Raw genomic sequence first — 17805 nt, 5'->3', positions numbered from 1 at the left:
TCAGCTGTTCTTGAGGACGATCTGGTACGCCACCACGCCGGCCTCGCGGCAGCGGTCGATGGCCTTTTCCAGGATCTCGAAGAATTCCTTCAGCAGGAACATCTGCAGGTGGTCCAGGCGGCCGGAATAGATGTCGCGGTACAGCTCCAGCATCAGCCGGTCGGCTTCGTTCTCGATCGCGCGCAGCTTCTCGTTGAGCGAGGTCATGCGGTCGATGTTCATTTTCTTGATCTCGTGGACCATCTCCACGACGACCGACGCCGCCTGCTCCAGCATCGCCGCGCGCGGCGCGAAGTCGATGCCGTCCAGGTGCTGGATGGCCAGCGAATAGCGGTCGGCGAACTTCTCGACCTGCTTGGGGATCTTGTACAGCGCCGAACCCAGCGCCTCGATGTCCTCGCGCTCGATCGGGGTGATGAAGCTGTCCACCAGCGCCTTGCCGATCTTGTCCGAGGCCGCGCGCTCGCGCAGGCGCGCCAGCTTGAAGGCATCGAGCGCCGGCTGGCGGTCGGTGGCCTTCATCATGGTGTGCAGGGCCTTGGTGCTGTCGTGGGCGGCTTGGGCGGCCTCGTCCAACAGCGTGTAGAACTGCTGGCCGGAGCCGAAGATCGTCTGGAGGGAGAACATCGGGCGGTCCCACCGTCACGGGATGGACGGCTTCAGGGGCGGAATTATGACCGTTTCGTGACTCCGACGGACAGCCCGGCCTGCCCGCGACAAGGGTTTCCGAGGGCGCCATTAGCCAAACGTCTTGTTCAGCTTCGCGTCTCGTGCACGGGACCGTTTGCTAAACTCGCCCCGCGCCCCCTGGGGTGCACCCTATGGACGACGACCCTACCCCCCCCCACTGTCCCCCGCGACAGACCCCGCCCGCCCTGCCGGCCCTCCCCGCGTTGAACGGAGGCTCCCGTGCTTGAGCTGATCGTTGTTTTTGCCCTGGTGCTGTTGAACGGCTTCTTCGCCATGTCCGAGATGTCGGTCATGACTTCGCGCAAGAGCCGGCTCAAGCAGATGGCGCAGACCAGTCACCGCGCCCAGCGCGCACTGGACCTGTCCGAGAAGCCCGAAAGCTTCCTGTCCACGGTCCAGATCGGCATCACCCTGATCGGCGTTCTCACAGGCCTGTTCGGCGGCGAAGCCATCGGCATGGCCATCGCTGGCTGGCTGCAGGGCGTGTTCCCTTCACTTTCGGCCAGCTTCACCCTCGTCGGCGAGCCGCAGCCGTGGTCGGAGCTGATAGGCAAGACGCTTGCCGTGGCCCTGATCACCTTCCTCACGCTGATCTTCGGCGAGCTGGTGCCGAAACGACTGGCGATCACCGCGCCGGAAAAGATCGCCGGATTCGTCGCGGTGCCGATGGGCTGGCTGGCGAAGATCGCCTTCCCCTTCGTATGGCTGCTCTCACACAGCACGCGCTTGGTCCTGCGCCTGCTGGGTCTGGGCAACGACGAAGCGACCACCGTCAGCGAAGAAGAAATCCGCATGCTGGTCTCCGAGGGGCACGAGGCCGGCGTGATCGACGCCGACGAGCGCAACATGGTCAACCGTGTGCTGCGCCTGGGCGACCGCACCGCCGACAGCCTGATGACCCCGCGCAAGAAGATCGTCTGGCTGGATGCCGCTGCCTCCTACGAGGACAACCTGGAAACGATGCACGAGTCCGCGTTCTCGCGCTTCCCGGTCTATCGCGGCAGCGACCAGGACGTGGTCGGCGTGCTGGAGGTGAAGTCGCTGCTGCCGGCGCTTGGCGCGGCGAAGCCGGACCTCTTCATCAAGCTGCGCGAACCGCTGTTCGTCTCCGAGTCCACCCATGCGATGAAACTGCTGGAGATCTTCCGCGAAGAACAGCAGTCGCTGGCGTTGGTCGTGGACGAGTACGGCGAGATCCAGGGCCTGGTGACCCAGAGCGACCTGATGGGCGCCGTGGTCGGCCGTCTCCAGGCCGCCGAGCACAACATCGACGAGGCCCCGCTGGTGGTGGTCCGTGACGACGGGTCACTGCTGGTGGACGGCTCGCTGCCCAACGACGACCTGCGCGAACTGCTGGGCGGCGTGGCCCTGCCCGACGACGACGAGTACAACACCCTCGCCGGCATGATGATCGAGCGCTTCGGCCGTATTCCGCACGTTGGCGAGCAACTGGAATGGGCCGGCTGGCGTTTCGAAGTGGTCGATCTGGACGGCGCGCGCATCGACAAGCTGCTGCTGCAGAAGCTGCCGGAAACCGACGGCGAAGACCTGGCGGTCTGATATGGCCGCCGACGACGCGCCGCGACACACCAGCACCGCCACGCTGATCGACGGCTTCGCTGCCGGCGACCCCGACGAAGTCCTGCGCCTTGGCGACCTGCTGAAGGGTTTCGGCCCGGCGGCCTTCGGCATGCTGCTCTTCATCGGCGTGCTGCCGGCCTTCATCCCGGTGCCCGGCGTCGGCGGCGCGATCGGCGGACCGATGGTGATCCTCGTCGGCGTGCAATTGCTGTTGGGCATGCGCAAGGTCTGGCTGCCGGACTTCCTCGCCCGCCGCGGGCCGCATCGGAGCGCGATGATGCGCTTCCGCCAGCGCATGGCGCCGTGGCTGCGCCGCCTGGAGAAGCTGGTGCGTCCCCGCATGGCGGGCTTCCTCGACAACCGCATCGCCCTCAGCTTCACCGGGCTGCTGCTGGTGCTGCTGGGCATCCTGCTGGCGTTGCCCATCCCGTTCACCAACTACGTGTTCGGCTTCCTGTTGCTGCTGTTCGCGCTGGCGTTGCTGGAACGCGACGGCGCCCTGCTGCTGGTGGCATGGATCGCAGGCGGCATCGCCGTCGTGGTGTTCGGCTTCCTGTCCGGCAACCTGGTCGAATCGCTGGGCCGACTGGTCGATAGTTGGTTCTGACCCAAGCGTCGCGCTGTTGTGGGAGCGACGTAAGTCGCGAGCTTCTTCCCAGCGGCACGTCATCGCGACTCACGTCGCTCCTACAGAAAGCAGCCTCCGGTCAGGCGATCAGCTGCGAAAACTCCGCCGCCGTGACCGGGTAACCCAGCCAATAGCCCTGCGCCAGGTCGCAGCCGCGTTCGCGCAGCAGGTTGAACGGGCCTTCCTTCTCCACGCCCTCGGCCATCACAGGAATGCCGCTGCGTTCCCGCGACTCAAATGTGAGTTGTGCCTGCGGAAAAAAGCCACTAGCTTCGTCGCGTCTTTGAGACTGGCGGCATCGATCATCAAAGCAGGCTGCGACTGATCGCCATCGCATCGCGGCATCGTTGCCGCGAGAGAGGGATCCACTTCAACAAGCAGGGACGCACGATGCGGCACGAGCCATCGAGGGATCGATATGCTGGCACATGATGTCAGGAAGAAGAAGGCCGCCCGGTTCGCACCTTGGCTGTGCACGGCACTGCTGCTCAGCGCCTGCTTCAAGCTGCCGCCTCCGGCATCCCGGTCGAGCTACGACCTGGAGCAGTGGTTCCCCCGTAATCCCGAAGCCCAAGCGCTGGCCGTGGCCGCCGAGTTTGGCGAGGTGAACGAGATCCGGCGACTGATGAAGGACGAAGGCGTCGATCCGGACACGGTATTCAGCAAGGGCGGCACACCGCTGGTCGCGTGGCCCATCGTCACCGAGAACCCGCAGGGCCTGAAGGCGATGCTGGAGAACGGGGCTGATCCGAATGCACGCGAGTCAGAACCTTTTGAGGTTTATCGCGGGGAAGACGGTAGCGTCGGTATCTACTACCACGACAACGCGATGGTCTGGGCGGCGAAAGCCGACAACCCGATCTATCTCAAGCTGCTGCTGGATCATGGTGGCGATCCGAACACCCGCAACAGCAATGATGAAACGCTCCTGCTTCAAGCGCGCTTGATGGGCAACCAGTGGGAGAACGTGAAGTTGCTCATGGAGCGCGGCGCGGATGTGAACGCCAGAAGCCAGCAAAGAGCGTTTATCAACGAATATGCATCGCTTGGCGGCTTCATGCAGACGCACTGGTTACTGGAGCATGGCGCTGAGCCTGACCATTTCACGCTTGACCACGTGTTCTGGCATCCGGGCGACCCCAAGAATCCAGAGTGGCAGCGCCGTTGCCAGCAATGGTTGCTCCAGCATGGTCACAAACGGCCACCAATGCCGGAGCACTATCGCAGGATGCGCGAAGCCTTCGGCTTTCCGACCGAAGTAAAAGACATTCCTTTGCTATGACCGATAAGGAGCGACACCATGCGCACTGAGAAGGATCTTCAGTCCCAGCAACAGCTCTTGGCCGATCTACGGACCAGCAGCGACTCCCATGCGGCAGCGCTCGCACATACTTTGCAGGAGCGGTACTACCACGAGCAGATGGGAATGCTGAGCGAGGATGTATACGAGTCCGCGCGCGGCGAGGGCGAAGCACCTTTGGGCTGGGTACGCGCCAGCGAGAACCTGGCCTTGTTGCGCCAGCAGGTACCGGAGTTGGCAGAAGTTCCAGACATGCGTTTGCGCGAAATGCTCAAACCAAGGCAGTCCGGCTTCCGCGCCGAGATCTACCTCCCCGACCCCGCAGTACTGGGTCCCGGCTACAAGCCGACCGTGGTGTTCAAGGGCTCCAATGGCGAGGTGCTGCAAGTCGATGGCACACGACGCGAGACGGGGCCGGAGGATTTCGGCGCCAACAACTTCCCGCAGGCCATCGGCCTGAAGACCGACTACTACGACCGCGCGATGCGTTTGGCAGCAACACTCAAGGAACTGGGAATCTCTGCCGACTATGCCGGCCACTCGCTCGCCGGCGGAATGGCATCGGCCGCCGTCGCGGTCAGCGGCGAGCGTGCCACCACCTTCAACGCCGCCGGCCTGCATCCGGAGACCGCACGCCGGTTCCAGCAGGAAAACCCCGACGTCCGCCTGTACGACCCCCACCGCCGCATCGTCGCCTACCAGGTCCGCGGCGAAGTGCTCACCGACGGCTTGCAGAACAACGTCGAGCGCATGGACGTGGCCGAGCGCCGCGTGCTGGGCGCGGTGCTGAAGGAAACGGCCGACCTGGTGCAGGACGTCCCGCAACTGAAGCAGGCCGTCGCGCGGCAATTGCAATCGATGGACATGCCCGACCATGCGCGCCAGTCCATCACCCGGTTCGTCGACACCCTGGCCCAGGGCAACGCCGACCGGATGCTGGACGAACTGCCGCTGGCGGCGGGACAGGTGCGCCCGCTGGACGCCCGCATGTGGCACGACGGCCGGATCGTCGACCGCCCCGCGGAATTGCCGCTGGACCAGGTACTGGCCCTGGCGGGACCGACATTGCGCGCGGTGAGCGAAGTGCAGGCAGGCGCGCACCTGGGCCATGAGGCCGGCAAAGTGGCGCAGGCCGCCGGCCAGATCGCCCAGCGCAGCCTGGACGCCAGCGGCGACACGGTGCGCGCAGGTGGCGACAAGGCGTCCGACGCCTTCTCCGCGACGGCCGATGGCCTCCAGTGGGTGTCCTGCAAGACCGGCGAAGCCTTGGCCGACGCCTCCGCGAAAGCCCGCGTGGCGGCAGGCGTGGTGGATGCCAAGGCGGAGGCGCTGAAAGCCGACGTATCGATGGGCGTCCGCACCACCGGGGGCGTGTTCTGGCAAGGCGTCGCCAACCTCGCACCGGACGGCAGCCGACTGGAGCGGCTGGCCGATGCCCATGTGGACCAGGCCATCCAGGACAATCTGCGTACCGGACCCGCGGCCCAGGCCGCTTCGCATGCCGCACGCGAGGACGCCATCCGCGATGCGGCCACGACCCGCGCGGCCGGCGAGGATGTCTGCCAGCTTCTGGAGACCGTGCAGGTCACGGCCGACCGGACCCAGCGGGCTGCGATCGTGGCCACGACCGCGCAGGTGGATACGGCGCTGGACCGTACGGGCGATCAGGTGAAGGCTGCCTCCGACTATGCCCCCGCGGCGGGCGCGGCGCTCGGCGGCACGGCCGCCGCCCACGCCGCCCTGAACCCGCTGGCGAACCCCGCGGCGGCGCCAAAGCTCGCCGAACTGGCGCGGACAGTGCCCGAGCTGCTTGAACGCGCAACGCCGGCGGCAGCCGAGGCGACGGAGCGCCACCTGATGGCATCCACCGTCCTGCCGAGTCTGCAGAACGGCACCGACACGATGAAGCGCGAAGCGCGGCAATGGCTGGAGGCGCAACGAGAGGCGCCACAAGCCGCCAAGGGGCCGTTCGACGATCCCTACCTCAACCGGGCCTACGACGCCCTGATGGCCGGGAACAGCGACAGGCTCGACCACATCGCCCACGACTTCGCGAAATCCCCCGAAGGACAACGCCTCGCGCAATGGGGCGACGAACTGCTGGCGCAACAGCAGGCCATGGAACAAGCGCACTTGCACCAACAACGGCCGTTCTCGTCGCACCAGGACATGGCGATGAGCCGGTGACATGCCGGACGACGACAGGACTCAAGGGAGATGGACATGGAGAATCGGGAATCGGCGGCGGCCCAGGCAACGCTGGAACACACCGCCAAGGCCGCGTTGGCGCTGCTTTCGGAGATCTCGCAGCGTGGAGCCCGCATTGACGCTTCGGTCAACCAGCAGGTCCAGTCCCTGAAGCAGGAAGTCGGCCAGTTCCGCCGCGATGTCGCCAGCATCGTCGATGGCGCCGGCGCCCGGATCGCCAACGATGCCAGGGACGCGATGTCTCCCCTCGCGGTCGAACATGGCCGTGCCGTATCGGCCGCATCGGCGCGACTCAAGGAATCCGGAAGGATCGTATGGGTGTGGTTCGGCGCATCATCCCTGCTGCTGGGACTGGCGCTGTTGGCCGGCTGGGCCGTGCTGGGCTACTACCGACGCGAATTGGCGGCGGTACAGGACGAACTCCACCGCTACGAGGACGCGGTGCCTGTTGTCCAGGCCTTCTATGCGTCCGATGCCGTCCTCTGTGGCGGCCGCATCTGCTCGAACGAAGATCCCAAGGGACAACGCGTCGGCGACAAACGCCAGTACCGACAGGCGAAGCCGCGTCCATGATGCGATGCCGTCGTCCACCGAGCAGGCTTCAGTGGCCATGCGCATCGCAGCAGGCAGCCGGCCCCAAGGTGACACATCGACCTCGCGGGAATGGTCTCAGGCGATCAGCTGCGAAAACTCCGTCGCCGTGACCGGGTAACCCAGCCAGTAGCCCTGCGCCAGGTCGCAGCCGCGTTCGCGCAGCAGGTTGAACTGGCCTTCCTTCTCCACGCCTTCCGCCACCACGGTGATGCCCAGCGAATGCGCCATCGCGATGATCGCGGTGGTCAGCGCCAGGTCGTCGGGGTCGCGCAGCATATCGGCGATGAAGCTGCGGTCGATCTTCACGCCATCCACCGGCACGCGGCGCAGGTGGCTCAGGCCGGAGAAACCGGTGCCGAAGTCGTCCAGCCACACCTTCACGCCGGTGCGGTGCAGCGTGGCGAGCAGCGCGCTCGCGTGCGCTTCGTCGGCGATCACGGCCGTCTCGGTCAGCTCCAGGTGCAGGCGCGACGCCGGCAGGCCGGTGTCGCGCAGGCATTCGGCCACCACGTCGGGCAGGTCGCCGCTGCGCAGTTGGCGCGGCGATACATTCACCGAAACGAACAGCGGATCCATCGCGTCGCGATCGGTACTCCAACGCGAGGCCGCGGCGCACGCGGCACGCAGCACGCGCGGACCGATGCTCTCGATCAGCCCGCTCTGTTCGGCCACGTCGATGAAGACCGACGGCGCCACCATGCCCAGCTCCGGATGCTGCCAGCGCAGCAGCGCTTCGGCGCCCACGATGCGGCTGTCGGACAGGCGGAACACCGGCTGGTACATCAGGCTCAACTCGCCACGCTCCCAGGCGCCGCGCAGCTCCTGCTCCATCCGCACGCGGCGTTCCACCGCCTGGTCCATCGCGCGGCTGTAGAAGCGGTAACAGTTCTTGCCGGCCACCTTCGCCTGGTACATGGCGATGTCGCCGTTCTTCATCAGGGCCGTGGCGCCCGAGGCATCCTCGGGGAACAGGGTGATGCCGATCGACGTACCGAGGAACACCTGGCGCTCCTGCACGACGATCGGGCGACCGAGTTCGGCGACCAGTTTCTCTGCCAGCCGCGTGGCGCTGCCGCGCACGTCGCCGTCCTGGATCAGGATGACGAACTCGTCGCCGCCGAAGCGCGCGAGCAGCGCATCGTCGCCGCCCAGTTGTTCCACCGCGTCGCGGATGCGGTGCGCGAACTGCTGCAGCACTTCGTCGCCCGCTTCGTGGCCTAGGGTGTCGTTGACGCGCTTGAAGTCGTCGATGTCGGCGAACAGCAGCGCCAGTTGGCGCCCGGCGCCGCGCAGCATCATCAGCCGATGGTCCAGGCTCTCGCGGAACGCCAGCCGGTTGGTCAGACCGGTCAGCGAATCGGTGTACGCCATGCGGCGCACGTCGCGGTCGTGCCGGGCGATGCTGTCGCTCATGGTGCCGAACGCACGCACGAGCTCGCCGACTTCGTCCTGGCGAGCGCTGGCCATCCGCTCGCCGTTGTAGTTGCCCACCTCGATATCGTGCGCCGCCCGCGCCAGCTGCCGGACCGGCCGCACCAGCGTGCGTTGCACGTACACCATGGTCGCCACGCTGACGCCCGCCAGCGCCGCGAGCAGCAGCGCGATCCAGCCCAGATGGCGCGCGCCGAGCTCGTTCAGGCGCGCACGCGCGGCGTCGATCGCCTTTTCCTCGTAGGCGCGCACGGAAGCCACGGAATATCCCACGCGTACGCCACCGATGCGCTCGCTGCCGATCATGATCGGCTCGGACACATCGACGATCTGGGTGGACCATTGCGTGTGCATGGCACGGGCGTTGATCGCCTCGTAAGCCAGCGGATCGGTCATGGTCTGGCCGTAGACGGCGATGTCGGCGGTACCGTCGTGGATGATGCGGCCCTGGTTGTCGTACACCAGCACGTAGCTGACGTCGGGTTCCTTCTGCGCGGAACGCACCAGGCTGCCGACGGCATCCAGGTCGAAGTAGTAGAGCGGATTGGCCAGCGCATCCGCCAACTGGTCCACGGTGGCCTCGCCGTGCCGGCGCAGGCTGTCCTCGACCATGCCGTGCATCGCGTCGCGGCCGAGCTCGGCGACTTCCTTCTGCATCACCTTCTGCCGGTGCAGCAGGGTGGCGACCAGCGCGATGACCACCAGCAGCATGATCGCCATGGCGGCCAGGAAGCGCGCCTGCAGGCCGAAGCGCAGGGCCTTCATTCCACCTGCTCCCTGACGCGGGCGACGCCGCGGCGCAGGTTGTCCAGCGCCTCCTGGGAGGCAGGATCGACCGGCAGGAAGCGGGTCGTGCGGAAGAACACATTGAGCGCATCGCGCGCGGCCGGATCGTTGGCGGCTTCCAGCAGGACTTCGCGCAGGCGCGCCTCCACCCTGGGGTCGAGGTCGCCACGCACCATTTCCAACGCGCGCGGGAAATCCTGCGTTTCGTGGATCACGCGGAAGTCGCGACGGAAGGCCGGCGGCATGCGGCGCACATCGTCCCAGTCGAGGTTGCTCACCACGCCGGCATCGACCAGCCGCTTGTGCACCCAGGCCGCGATGTTGAGCTCGGAACGCGCGAACACGTAACCGACCGAATCGGCCGACGGGCGGTCCATCGGCGAAAGCAGGATCTCCAGCCGCTGACCGGCATCGAGCAGGGCCGTTGCCGGCGCGAAGTAGGCGCTGGTCGAGGCCGTGTTCTGGAAGGCGACCGTGCGCCCTTCCAGGTCATCGAGGCGCTCCAGCTCGCTGTCGCGCCGCACGAAGAACACGCCGTGGTAGCGGCTCACGCCGCCGCGCTCGGTCAACAGCAGCGGCCGGGCGCCGGCACGTTCCTGCAGGCGCATGCCCGTGCCCGCCGTCTCGGTGACCCAGTCCACGCGCCCGCGGCGCAGGTAGCTGGTCATCTGCTGGGTGTCGCGGGCCATCAGGATGCGGCCCTCGGTGATGCCCACGTCGCGCATCCGCGGGACCACGTAGTCCAGCAGCGGCTTGAGCTGCTCGTAATGAGCCTTCGGGTCGTCGCTGATGCGTCCCAGGACGAGGACGCGGTCGTCGCCGGCCGCACTGGCGGGCGCGATGGTGGCGGGAATCAGCGCTGCGCCGATCGCGGCCAGCGCCAGGCTGAACCAGGTTGTACGCAACGATAGGTGCCCGCCGAAACGATGGCGGCAGCCTATCGGAAATCGTGTGAGTTAGACAGCTGTCAGCCGCCCGCGCCGCCCGCCAGGCGGGCCATCCGCTGGGCGTCGGCCAGGATGCCGCGCAGCAGCCGGACCTCCTGCTCGTTCAGGGCCGCCTTGTGGAACAGCCGCCGGAGTTTGCGCATGGCCGAATCTGGGGTGCGGCCCTTGTGGAAGTCGATGGCGTCCAACGTGTCGCCCAACTGGGCATAGAAACCCTCCAGGTGCGCATGGCTGGCCGGCGCCTCGTCCGGCGCCGCATCGGCATCGGGAACGGCCTGCACCCGCCCCAGCAGGGCGATCCGCAGCTCGTAGGTCAGCACCTGGACGGCGGCCGCCAGATTCAGCGAGCTGTAGTCCGGATTGGCGGGGATATGCACCGCGGCCTGGCAGAGCTGGAGTTCCTCGTTGGTCAGGCCGGTGCGCTCGCGGCCGAACACCAGGGCGACCTCGGCCCCCGCCTCCACGCGCCCGACCGCCACCGCCGCCGCCTGCCGGGGTGCATGTTCCTCCAACTGGACGCGGCGGCTGCGGGCCGTGCACCCCATGACCAGGTGGCAGTCCGCTACCGCTTCGGCCAGCGTGGCCACCACGGGCGCGGCAGCCAGCACGTCGTCCGCCCCCGCCGCCCGCCGGAAGGCTTCGTCCGCCGGATAGTCCTCCGGCGCCACCAGCACCAGCCGGCCCAGCCCCATGGTCTTGAGCGCGCGGGCCGCCGCACCGATGTTGCCGGGGTGCTGCGTGCCCACCAGCACGACGCGGAGACGGGCGGCAAGCGCCGCAGGAACGGGATCGGTGACGGCGATATCGATGACAGAGGGGGGCGTGTTCATGGGGGCAAATGGTAAACTGCGCGGGCCGGCCTCTGCGCCGCGCTGCTCTTTTCCACTCGTTTGCCCCACCCTACGCCTGTCCGAGGTCCGTTCGCATGCAGAAGCCCGTCGTCACCGTCATGACCAAGGCCGCCCGCCTGGCAGGGAACGTGCTGTTGCGCAGCATCAACAAGCTGGACGCGCTGAACGTGGTGCAGAAAGAGCGGATGGATTACGCCAGCGAAGTGGACGCCGACGCCGAGAAGGTCATCATCAAGGAGTTGCGCCGGGCGTACCCGGACTACGGCTTCGTGGGCGAGGAAAGCGGCGCCCAGATCAACGGCCGCTACACCTTCGTGATCGATCCGCTGGACGGCACCAGCAACTACCTGCGCGGTTTCCCACACTACTGCGTGTCCATCGCGCTGGTGGACAACGGCGAACCCACCGACGCGGTGATCTTCGACCCGCTGCGCAACGACCTGTTCACCGCCAGCCGCGGTGCCGGCGCCCAGCTCAACGAGCGCCGCATCCGCGTGGCCGACCGCAAGGAACTGGCGGGCACCGTCATCACCACCGGCTTCCCCCCCCGCGAGCGCGCCCGTGCCGGCGCGCAGCTGGAATGCGTGCGCGAGTTGCTGGTGCATGCCGAAGACATCCGCCGCACCGGCTCCGCCGCCCTCGACCTGGCCTACGTGGCCTGCGGCCGTTCGGACGCCTATTTCGAAGCCGGCGTGAAGGACTGGGACATCGCCGCCGGCGTGTTGCTGGTGCGCGAAGCCGGCGGCAAGGTCTGCGATTTCCGCGGCGCCGCCCTGGGCAAGATCGACGGCCGCACCGCCCTGCCCCGCCAGATCGTGGCCGGCAACCTGAAGGTCGCCGAGGCGCTGCAGAAGACCATCGTCTCGTCGGGTTACGCGGCTTCGTTCAACGGTTGAAAGCCGCTAGCTTCAGGTGTGGGAGCGACGTAAGTCGCGAAGCGGAAATCCGGCCTCATCGTGGATGGCCGAGAAGATGCCCGCTGGCCCAGAACTGCGGGCAAGTCCACGGGAATCGGAAGGTTATTGATCGCGACTGACGTCGCTCCCACACCCCAAGCTCCAGCGTCTAAAAAAAGGCCGCGCAATGCGCGGCCTTTTCCTTGTCCCGTGCGGCGGAAGGCTTACGGGCGACGCGCCAGCGCCGCTTCGTCCTTCGCCTTGGGCATCAGGTCCTGCTTGGTGACCTTCAGGAAGCCGATGGTCAGCAGCGGGCAGGCCACGAAGATCGAGGAGATCGTGCCGATCACGATGCCGATCATCTGCGAGATCGCCATGCCTTCCAGCGAACCGCCGCCGTACAGGTACAGCGCCAGCACCGTCAGGAAGGCCACGAACGAGGTGATGATCGTGCGCGACAGGGTCTGGTTGACCGAGCGGTTCAGCACTTCCACCGGATCCACGCGCAGGCTGCGGAAATTCTCGCGCACGCGATCGAACACCACGATGGTGTCGTTGATCGAGAAGCCCATCACCGACAACAGGCCGGCCAGGATGGTCAGGTCGAACTCGCGGCCGGTCAGCGCGAAGAAGCCCGCGCAGATCAGCACGTCGTGCAGCGTGGTGACGATGGCGGCCACGGCGAACTTCCACTCGAAGCGGAAGCCGATGTAGATCAGGAAGCCGGCGACCACGAACAGCAGGGTGTACAGGCCGTTGAGGGCGAGTTCCTTGCCGATCTGCGGACCGACGAACTCGCTGCGCATGATGGTGGCGCTGTTGCCATCGCTGGACGCCAGCCGGACAACGTCCTGCGCGGTGCGGTTGGTGGCGTCTGCGTCGGCGGCTTCGGGCGCATCGGCGCCTTCCTCGCGCGGCTGCAGGCGCACCAGCAGGTCGCTGCCGGTACCGAAGGTCTGTACCTGGGCGCTGCCGTAGCCGGCGGACTCCAGGCGCGAGCGCACCTGGTCCACGTCCGGCGGATTCTGGAAGCGCAGTTCCACCACCGTGCCGCCGGTGAAATCCAGCGCGAAGTTGAAGCCCTTGAAGGCGATGGCGCCGATCGCGACGACCGCCAGGATCACGGCGACGGCGATGGACACCCAGCGCAGGCGCATGAAATCGATGCGGGTGTCGTTCGGGACGAGATGCAGGGGAAAGAGTTTCATGGTTCGTGTGCTCTCGTCAGATGGCCAGCGACTTCAGCTTGCGGCGGCGGCCGTAGATCAGCGTGGCCAGGCCGCGCGACACGGTGACCGCGGTGAACACCGAGGTCAGGATGCCGATCACCATGGTGATGGCGAAGCCCTTCAGCGGGCCGGTGCCGAACGCGTACAGCGCCACGCCGGCCAGCAGTGCGGTCATGTTGGAGTCGAAGATGGTGCCGGAGGCCTTTTCATAGCCCGTGGCGATCGACGCCAGTGGCGGCACGCCCGCCCTCAGCTCTTCGCGTATGCGCTCGTTGATCAGCACGTTCGCGTCGACCGACATGCCGATGGTCAGCGCCAGGCCGGCGAAGCCGGGCAGCGTCATGGTGGCGCCGAACAACGACATCACCGCGACCACCATCACCAGGTTCAGCAGCAGCGCCACGCAGGTGATCAGGCCGAACATCCGGTAGTAGACCAGGAAGAACGCCAGCGCGAAGACGAACGAGTAGACCACCGCCTTGGTGCCGCGGGCGACGTTCTCGGCGCCCAGGCTCGGGCCGACCACGCGTTCCTCGATGAAGTCCATCGGCGCGGCCAGCGAACCGGCGCGAAGCAGCTTGGCGAGGTTCTCGGCTTCGCTCTTCTCCAGGCCGGTGGTCTGGAAGTTCTTGCCGAAGACGCCGGCGATGCGGGTCGGAGACAGCGCTTCCTCGCGCACGCGCACGCTGCGCACTTCCTTGCCGTCGACGATGCTCACCGTCGGCACGCGCTCGATGTAGACGACGGACATCAGCTTGCCGACGTTGGCGCTGGTGTAGTCGAACATGCGCTGGCCGGCGATGTTGTTGAGGGTCACGTCCACGGCGGGCAGGCCGTTGTTGTCCACGCCGACGCGGGCGTTGACCATTTCATCGCCCGAGGCGAGCACGCGCTTGTTCAGCAGCACCGGGCCGGCGTTGTCGCGCAGCTGGAACACCTTGGCTTCCGGCGGGATGCGGCCGCTGGCGACGGCGTCGGCCGCGTTGCCTTCCACCACGGCGCGGAACTCCAGCGTCGCGGTCGCGCCGATCAGGCGCTTGGCTTCGGCGGTGTCCTGCACGCCGGGCAGCTGCACGACGACGCGGTCGTTGCCCTGGCGCTGGATGATGGGTTCGGACACGCCGATTTCGTTGACGCGGTTGCGCAGCGTGGTGAGGTTCTGCTCGATCGCCTCGCCGGCGATCTGGTCCAGCTCCGCCTGCGGCAGGCCGATGATGATCTGGTTGCCGCTGGTCTGGTACGACAGGCCGGTGCCCGGCAGCGCATTGGCGCTACCCCGCGCACTCAGCGTCGAAGCCAGCACCTTCTGCGCCGCGGCCGTGTCCTCGCCCTCGGCCAGCGTCACGACGATGCTGTTGTCGGCGCGGCGTTCGACGGCGGTGTAGCGCACGCTCTTGTCGCGCAGGGTGACGCGGGTGTCTTCCAGATAGCCTTCGATGCGCTTGTCGAGCGCGGCCTTCTGGTCGACCTGCAGCACGAAGTGCACGCCGCCCTGCAGGTCCAGGCCCTGCACCATCGGGCGGGCGCCGAAGTCGCCCATCCAGTCCGGCACGGTGGACGCCAGGTTCAGCGCGACCAGATAGTCCTCACCGAGCGCCTTGCGCAGCGCATCGTTGGCCTTGGTCTGCGCATCCAGGCCCGGCAGGCGCACCAGCATGCTGGCGGCTTCGGCCTCGACGGCCTTGGGCTGCACGCCCGCTGCCTTCAGCGCGGTATCCACGCGGCCGCGCAGGGCGGCGTCGATGGCGAAGCCGCGGTTGGCGGTGATCTGCACGGAGGGATCCTGCGGGTACAGGTTGGGCAGCGCATACAGCGCGCTCGCCAACACGACGATCAGGATCAGGGCGTATTTCCAGCGTGGGAATTCAAGCATCGGGGCGACCCGCACAGGCCCTTCCCGGGCATGCGCTCAGCAGTGGTTCGGAATGAAGCGGGAACCGTCCCGCCGCGCGGGCGACGGGACGGGATGGATCAGGCGGACTTCAGCGTGCCCTTCGGCAGCACGTTGCCCACCGCGGCCTTCTGGACGCGCACGCGCACGTTGTCGGCCACTTCGATGGTCACGAAGTTGTCGCCGATGTCGGTGACGGTGCCGGCGATGCCGCCGGAGGTGATGACCTCATCGCCCTTGGACAGCTTGTCCAGCATGGAGCGGTGCTCCTTGGCGCGCTTCATCTGCGGGCGGATCATCAGGAAGTACATGATGGCGATCAGCGCGATCGGCATCAGCAGGCCGAAGCCGCCCATGCCCTGCTGGGCCGGAGCGGCCTGGGCGAATGCGGGGGCAACGAAGAAATCAAGCAGATTCATGGACTTGTCCAGTCGGTATCAAAAGCAGCCGGGGATTATGCCACGCGCCGACGGGGGCCGTCCGGGCATCCCCTTGGCCCGGACTGGAAAAGACCGCCCCGGCGCCGGATGGTTCCCCGGCGGAGAGCGCGGCCAGCGTCAGGGGACCGGCGCGGCGACCCCGCGGGCGGCATAGAACCCGTCCCGGAACGCCTGGAACCGGCCTTCCGCGATGGCCGCCCGCATCTGCGCCATCACCTGCTGGTAGTACCAGAGGTTGTGCAGGGTGCCGAGCATCGGGGCCAGCATCTCGTTGCAGCGGTCCAGGTGGCGCAGGTAGCTGCGGGTGAAGCCGTTGCGGCAGGCGTAGCAGCCGCAGCCGGGTTCGATCGGCTGCAGGTCGTGCTCGTACTTCGAATTGCGGATGCGCACCGTGCCGAACGAGGTGAAATAGTGGCCGTTGCGCGCGTTGCGGGTCGGCATGACGCAGTCGAACATGTCCACGCCGCGGGCCACCGCCTCCACCAGGTCCTCGGGCCGGCCCACGCCCATCAGGTAGCGCGGCTGGTCCGCGGGCAGCTGCGGGCAGGTGTGCTCCAGCATCGCGTTGCGCTCGTCCTCGGTCTCGCCGACCGCCAGGCCGCCGATCGCGTAACCGTCGAAGCCGATGCCCTTCAGCCCGTCCGCCGAGCGCGAGCGCAGGTCGTGGTGCACCCCGCCCTGCACGATGCCGAACAGCGCGGCGTCGTTGCCTTCGTGGGCGCGCTTGGATCGCTCGGCCCAGCGCAGCGACAGCTCCATGGAGCGTTCGATCACGCGCTTGTCGACGGGCTTGCCGTCGATGTTCACCGGCGGGCACTCGTCGAAGATCATCACGATGTCGCTGTCCAGCACCTTCTGGATGCGCATGCTCTCTTCGGGACCGAGGAATACCTTCGCCCCGTCCACCGGCGAGGCGAACGTCACGCCCTGCTCGGTGATCTTGCGGCGGTGCGCCAGCGAGAACACCTGGAAGCCGCCGGAGTCGGTGAGGATCGGCTTGTTCCAGCGCGCGAACCCGTGCAGGCCGCCGTGCTCGCCGATGACCTCCAGCCCGGGCCGCAGGTACAGGTGGAACGTGTTGCCGAGGATGATCTCCGCACCGAGGTCCTCGACGTGTTCGGGCAGGATCCCTTTCACCGAACCGTACGTACCCACCGGCATGAAGGCCGGCGTTTCGATGGTGCCGCGCGGAAAGGTCAGCCGGCCCCGGCGGGCGGCGCCGTCGGTGGTCAGCAGGTCGAAGGAAAGCCGGCTCACGCGGCCACGTCCGGGAACAGCAGCATCGCGTCTCCATAAGAGAAGAACCGGTACTGCTCGCGCACCGCATGGGCGTAGGCGGCCAGGATCCGGTCCTTGCCGGCGAACGCGCTGACCAGCATCAGCAGCGTGCTTTCCGGCAGGTGGAAATTGGTGACCATCGCGTCGACGCTGCGGATGCGGTAGCCGGGGAAGATGAAGATCCGGGTCTCGCCGGCGAACGGCTGCAGTTCGCTGTCCCCGGCTTCTGTGCGGCGTGTCGCGGACTCCAGCGCGCGCACGACCGTGGTGCCCACCGCGACTACGCGGCCGCCACGCGCACGCGTCGCGCGCACCTGCTCGACCAGCGCCGCGCCCACGTTGAGCCATTCGCTGTGCATGTGGTGATCGTGGATGTTGTCCACGCGCATCGGCTGGAAGGTGCCGGCGCCGACGTGCAGCGTCACATGGCCGAACTCCACGCCTTGCTCGCGCAACGTGGCCAGCAGCGCATCGTCGAAGTGCAGGCCGGCGGTCGGTGCGGCGACCGCACCCAGTTCGCGCGCGAACACGGTCTGGTAGCGCTCGTCGTCGTCCTGCCCGGGGGCACGCTGGATGTAGGGCGGCAGCGGCAGGCGCCCTGCCTTCTGCAGCCAGCTCTCCAGCGCGCCGGGCACATGGAAGCGCAACTGGTAGAACTCGCCGTCGCGGCCGACGACTTCCGCCTCGCCGCCGGCATCGAGCTGGATGCGGCTGCCCGGCTTGGGGGATTTGCTGGCGCCGACCTGCGCGCGCGCCGCGTTGTCCGGCAGCAGGCGTTCGATCAGGATCTCGACCCGCCCGCCGCTTTCCTTCTGCCCGAACAGGCGCGCCGGGATGACGCGCGTGTCGTTGAACACCAGCAGATCACCGGGCTGCACCCATGCGGGCAGGTCGCGCACATGGCGATCCGCGAACGGCGCATCGCCCGGGGGCACGACCAGCAGCCGGCTGGCGGAACGCTCCGGCAGCGGTGCCTGGGCGATCAGCGCCTCGGGCAGCTCGAAATGGAAATCGGACTTCTTCACGGTCGGGGCCTTGCGGGGGCGTGCATTGTA

At 67.3% G+C, this 17805-nt stretch carries 16 protein-coding genes; 6 read left to right on the top strand and 10 right to left on the bottom strand.

The genetic code is table 11. The features are described from left to right. Positions 1-627: a DUF47 family protein gene (locus tag ASD72_RS01935; protein WP_056878267.1), complete on the bottom strand. Its 627-nt coding sequence runs from the start codon at positions 625-627 to the stop codon at positions 1-3. A gap of 282 nt (positions 628-909) precedes the next feature. On the opposite strand from ASD72_RS01935, the gene ASD72_RS01930 reads away from it, so the two are divergent. Both ASD72_RS01930 and ASD72_RS01925 read left to right on the top strand, forming a co-directional pair. Further along, positions 910-2250 (top strand): hemolysin family protein, encoded by a 1341-nt coding sequence (locus tag ASD72_RS01930; RefSeq protein ID WP_056878266.1) that lies wholly within the window; start codon positions 910-912, stop codon positions 2248-2250. A gap of 1 nt (position 2251) precedes the next feature. Then, positions 2252-2878, top strand: coding sequence for an exopolysaccharide biosynthesis protein (locus tag ASD72_RS01925; protein ID WP_056878265.1), 627 nt, complete (start codon positions 2252-2254; stop codon positions 2876-2878). Positions 2879-2978: 100 nt separating this feature from the next. Here the strand turns inward: ASD72_RS01925 and ASD72_RS21625 are convergent, their stop codons facing one another. Beyond that, entirely contained in the window at positions 2979-3104 is a 126-nt protein-coding gene (locus tag ASD72_RS21625) for a hypothetical protein (protein ID WP_255357625.1), read from the bottom strand. Positions 3105-3317: 213 nt separating this feature from the next. Between ASD72_RS21625 and ASD72_RS01920 the strand changes: the two genes are divergently transcribed. The 3 genes from ASD72_RS01920 to ASD72_RS21360 are packed head-to-tail and all read left to right on the top strand — an operon-like array spanning position 3318 to position 6980. Then, entirely contained in the window at positions 3318-4181 is an 864-nt protein-coding gene (locus tag ASD72_RS01920) for an ankyrin repeat domain-containing protein (RefSeq protein ID WP_235577905.1), read from the top strand. A gap of 18 nt (positions 4182-4199) precedes the next feature. Continuing rightward, entirely contained in the window at positions 4200-6386 is a 2187-nt protein-coding gene (locus tag ASD72_RS01915; protein WP_155944417.1) for a phospholipase, read from the top strand. 36 nt (positions 6387-6422) lie between these two features. Beyond that, entirely contained in the window at positions 6423-6980 is a 558-nt protein-coding gene (locus ASD72_RS21360; protein ID WP_235577904.1) for a hypothetical protein, read from the top strand. A gap of 96 nt (positions 6981-7076) precedes the next feature. On the opposite strand, the gene ASD72_RS01905 is transcribed toward ASD72_RS21360, so the two are convergent. The 3 genes from ASD72_RS01905 to ASD72_RS01895 form a co-directional block, all read right to left on the bottom strand. Beyond that, complete coding sequence (locus tag ASD72_RS01905) at positions 7077-9197, bottom strand: GGDEF domain-containing phosphodiesterase (protein ID WP_056878263.1); 2121 nt, start codon at positions 9195-9197, stop codon at positions 7077-7079. Beyond that, a complete protein-coding gene (locus tag ASD72_RS01900; RefSeq protein WP_081420098.1) occupies positions 9194-10075 on the bottom strand; it encodes a phosphate/phosphite/phosphonate ABC transporter substrate-binding protein in 882 nt (293 codons plus the stop codon). The genes ASD72_RS01905 and ASD72_RS01900 overlap by 4 nt, the downstream gene beginning before the upstream one ends. 110 nt (positions 10076-10185) lie before the next feature. Further along, positions 10186-10995 carry an RNA methyltransferase gene (locus ASD72_RS01895; protein WP_056878262.1) on the bottom strand — a complete coding sequence of 270 codons (810 nt, stop codon included), beginning with the start codon at positions 10993-10995 and terminating at the stop codon, positions 10186-10188. A 95-nt stretch (positions 10996-11090) separates the two neighbouring features. Between ASD72_RS01895 and ASD72_RS01890 the strand changes: the two genes are divergently transcribed. After that, positions 11091-11912 carry an inositol monophosphatase family protein gene (locus tag ASD72_RS01890; RefSeq protein WP_056878261.1) on the top strand — a complete coding sequence of 274 codons (822 nt, stop codon included), beginning with the start codon at positions 11091-11093 and terminating at the stop codon, positions 11910-11912. A gap of 224 nt (positions 11913-12136) precedes the next feature. Here ASD72_RS01890 and secF read toward each other — a convergent pair whose 3' ends face one another. The 5 genes from secF to queA all read right to left on the bottom strand — a co-directional run bounded on the left by secF (position 12137) and on the right by queA (position 17775). Further along, a complete protein-coding gene (gene secF / locus ASD72_RS01885) occupies positions 12137-13120 on the bottom strand; it encodes a protein translocase subunit SecF (protein WP_056878260.1) in 984 nt (327 codons plus the stop codon). 16 nt (positions 13121-13136) lie between these two features. Beyond that, positions 13137-15014, bottom strand: a complete 1878-nt coding sequence (gene secD / locus ASD72_RS01880) for a protein translocase subunit SecD (RefSeq protein WP_056878259.1) — start codon at positions 15012-15014, stop codon at positions 13137-13139. A 98-nt stretch (positions 15015-15112) separates the two neighbouring features. Continuing rightward, on the bottom strand, positions 15113-15451 hold the full coding sequence (yajC, locus tag ASD72_RS01875) for a preprotein translocase subunit YajC (protein WP_056878258.1): 339 nt from the start codon (positions 15449-15451) through the stop codon (positions 15113-15115). A gap of 138 nt (positions 15452-15589) precedes the next feature. After that, complete coding sequence (tgt, locus tag ASD72_RS01870; protein WP_056878257.1) at positions 15590-16729, bottom strand: tRNA guanosine(34) transglycosylase Tgt; 1140 nt, start codon at positions 16727-16729, stop codon at positions 15590-15592. Next, on the bottom strand, positions 16726-17775 hold the full coding sequence (queA, locus tag ASD72_RS01865) for a tRNA preQ1(34) S-adenosylmethionine ribosyltransferase-isomerase QueA (protein WP_056878256.1): 1050 nt from the start codon (positions 17773-17775) through the stop codon (positions 16726-16728). Before queA ends, tgt begins: the two co-directional genes overlap by 4 nt. Positions 17776-17805 lie beyond the last annotated feature (30 nt).

Source organism: Pseudoxanthomonas sp. Root630 (genome assembly GCF_001427585.1).
Lineage (GTDB): Bacteria > Pseudomonadota > Gammaproteobacteria > Xanthomonadales > Xanthomonadaceae > Pseudoxanthomonas_A.
This window is presented reverse-complemented; position numbering and strand designations above follow the sequence as displayed.

Coding starts and splice junctions, on each gene's coding strand:
- secD (WP_056878259.1), bottom strand. CDS start 15,014: ATGCTTGAATTCCCACGCTGGAAATACGCCCTGATCCTGATCGTCGTG.
- ASD72_RS01920 (WP_235577905.1), top strand. CDS start 3,318: ATGCTGGCACATGATGTCAGGAAGAAGAAGGCCGCCCGGTTCGCACCT.
- ASD72_RS21360 (WP_235577904.1), top strand. CDS start 6,423: ATGGAGAATCGGGAATCGGCGGCGGCCCAGGCAACGCTGGAACACACC.
- ASD72_RS01935 (WP_056878267.1), bottom strand. CDS start 627: ATGTTCTCCCTCCAGACGATCTTCGGCTCCGGCCAGCAGTTCTACACG.
- ASD72_RS01905 (WP_056878263.1), bottom strand. CDS start 9,197: ATGAAGGCCCTGCGCTTCGGCCTGCAGGCGCGCTTCCTGGCCGCCATG.
- ASD72_RS21625 (WP_255357625.1), bottom strand. CDS start 3,104: ATGGCCGAGGGCGTGGAGAAGGAAGGCCCGTTCAACCTGCTGCGCGAA.
- ASD72_RS01915 (WP_155944417.1), top strand. CDS start 4,200: ATGCGCACTGAGAAGGATCTTCAGTCCCAGCAACAGCTCTTGGCCGAT.
- ASD72_RS01890 (WP_056878261.1), top strand. CDS start 11,091: ATGCAGAAGCCCGTCGTCACCGTCATGACCAAGGCCGCCCGCCTGGCA.
- yajC (WP_056878258.1), bottom strand. CDS start 15,451: ATGAATCTGCTTGATTTCTTCGTTGCCCCCGCATTCGCCCAGGCCGCT.
- ASD72_RS01925 (WP_056878265.1), top strand. CDS start 2,252: ATGGCCGCCGACGACGCGCCGCGACACACCAGCACCGCCACGCTGATC.
- secF (WP_056878260.1), bottom strand. CDS start 13,120: ATGAAACTCTTTCCCCTGCATCTCGTCCCGAACGACACCCGCATCGAT.
- ASD72_RS01895 (WP_056878262.1), bottom strand. CDS start 10,995: ATGAACACGCCCCCCTCTGTCATCGATATCGCCGTCACCGATCCCGTT.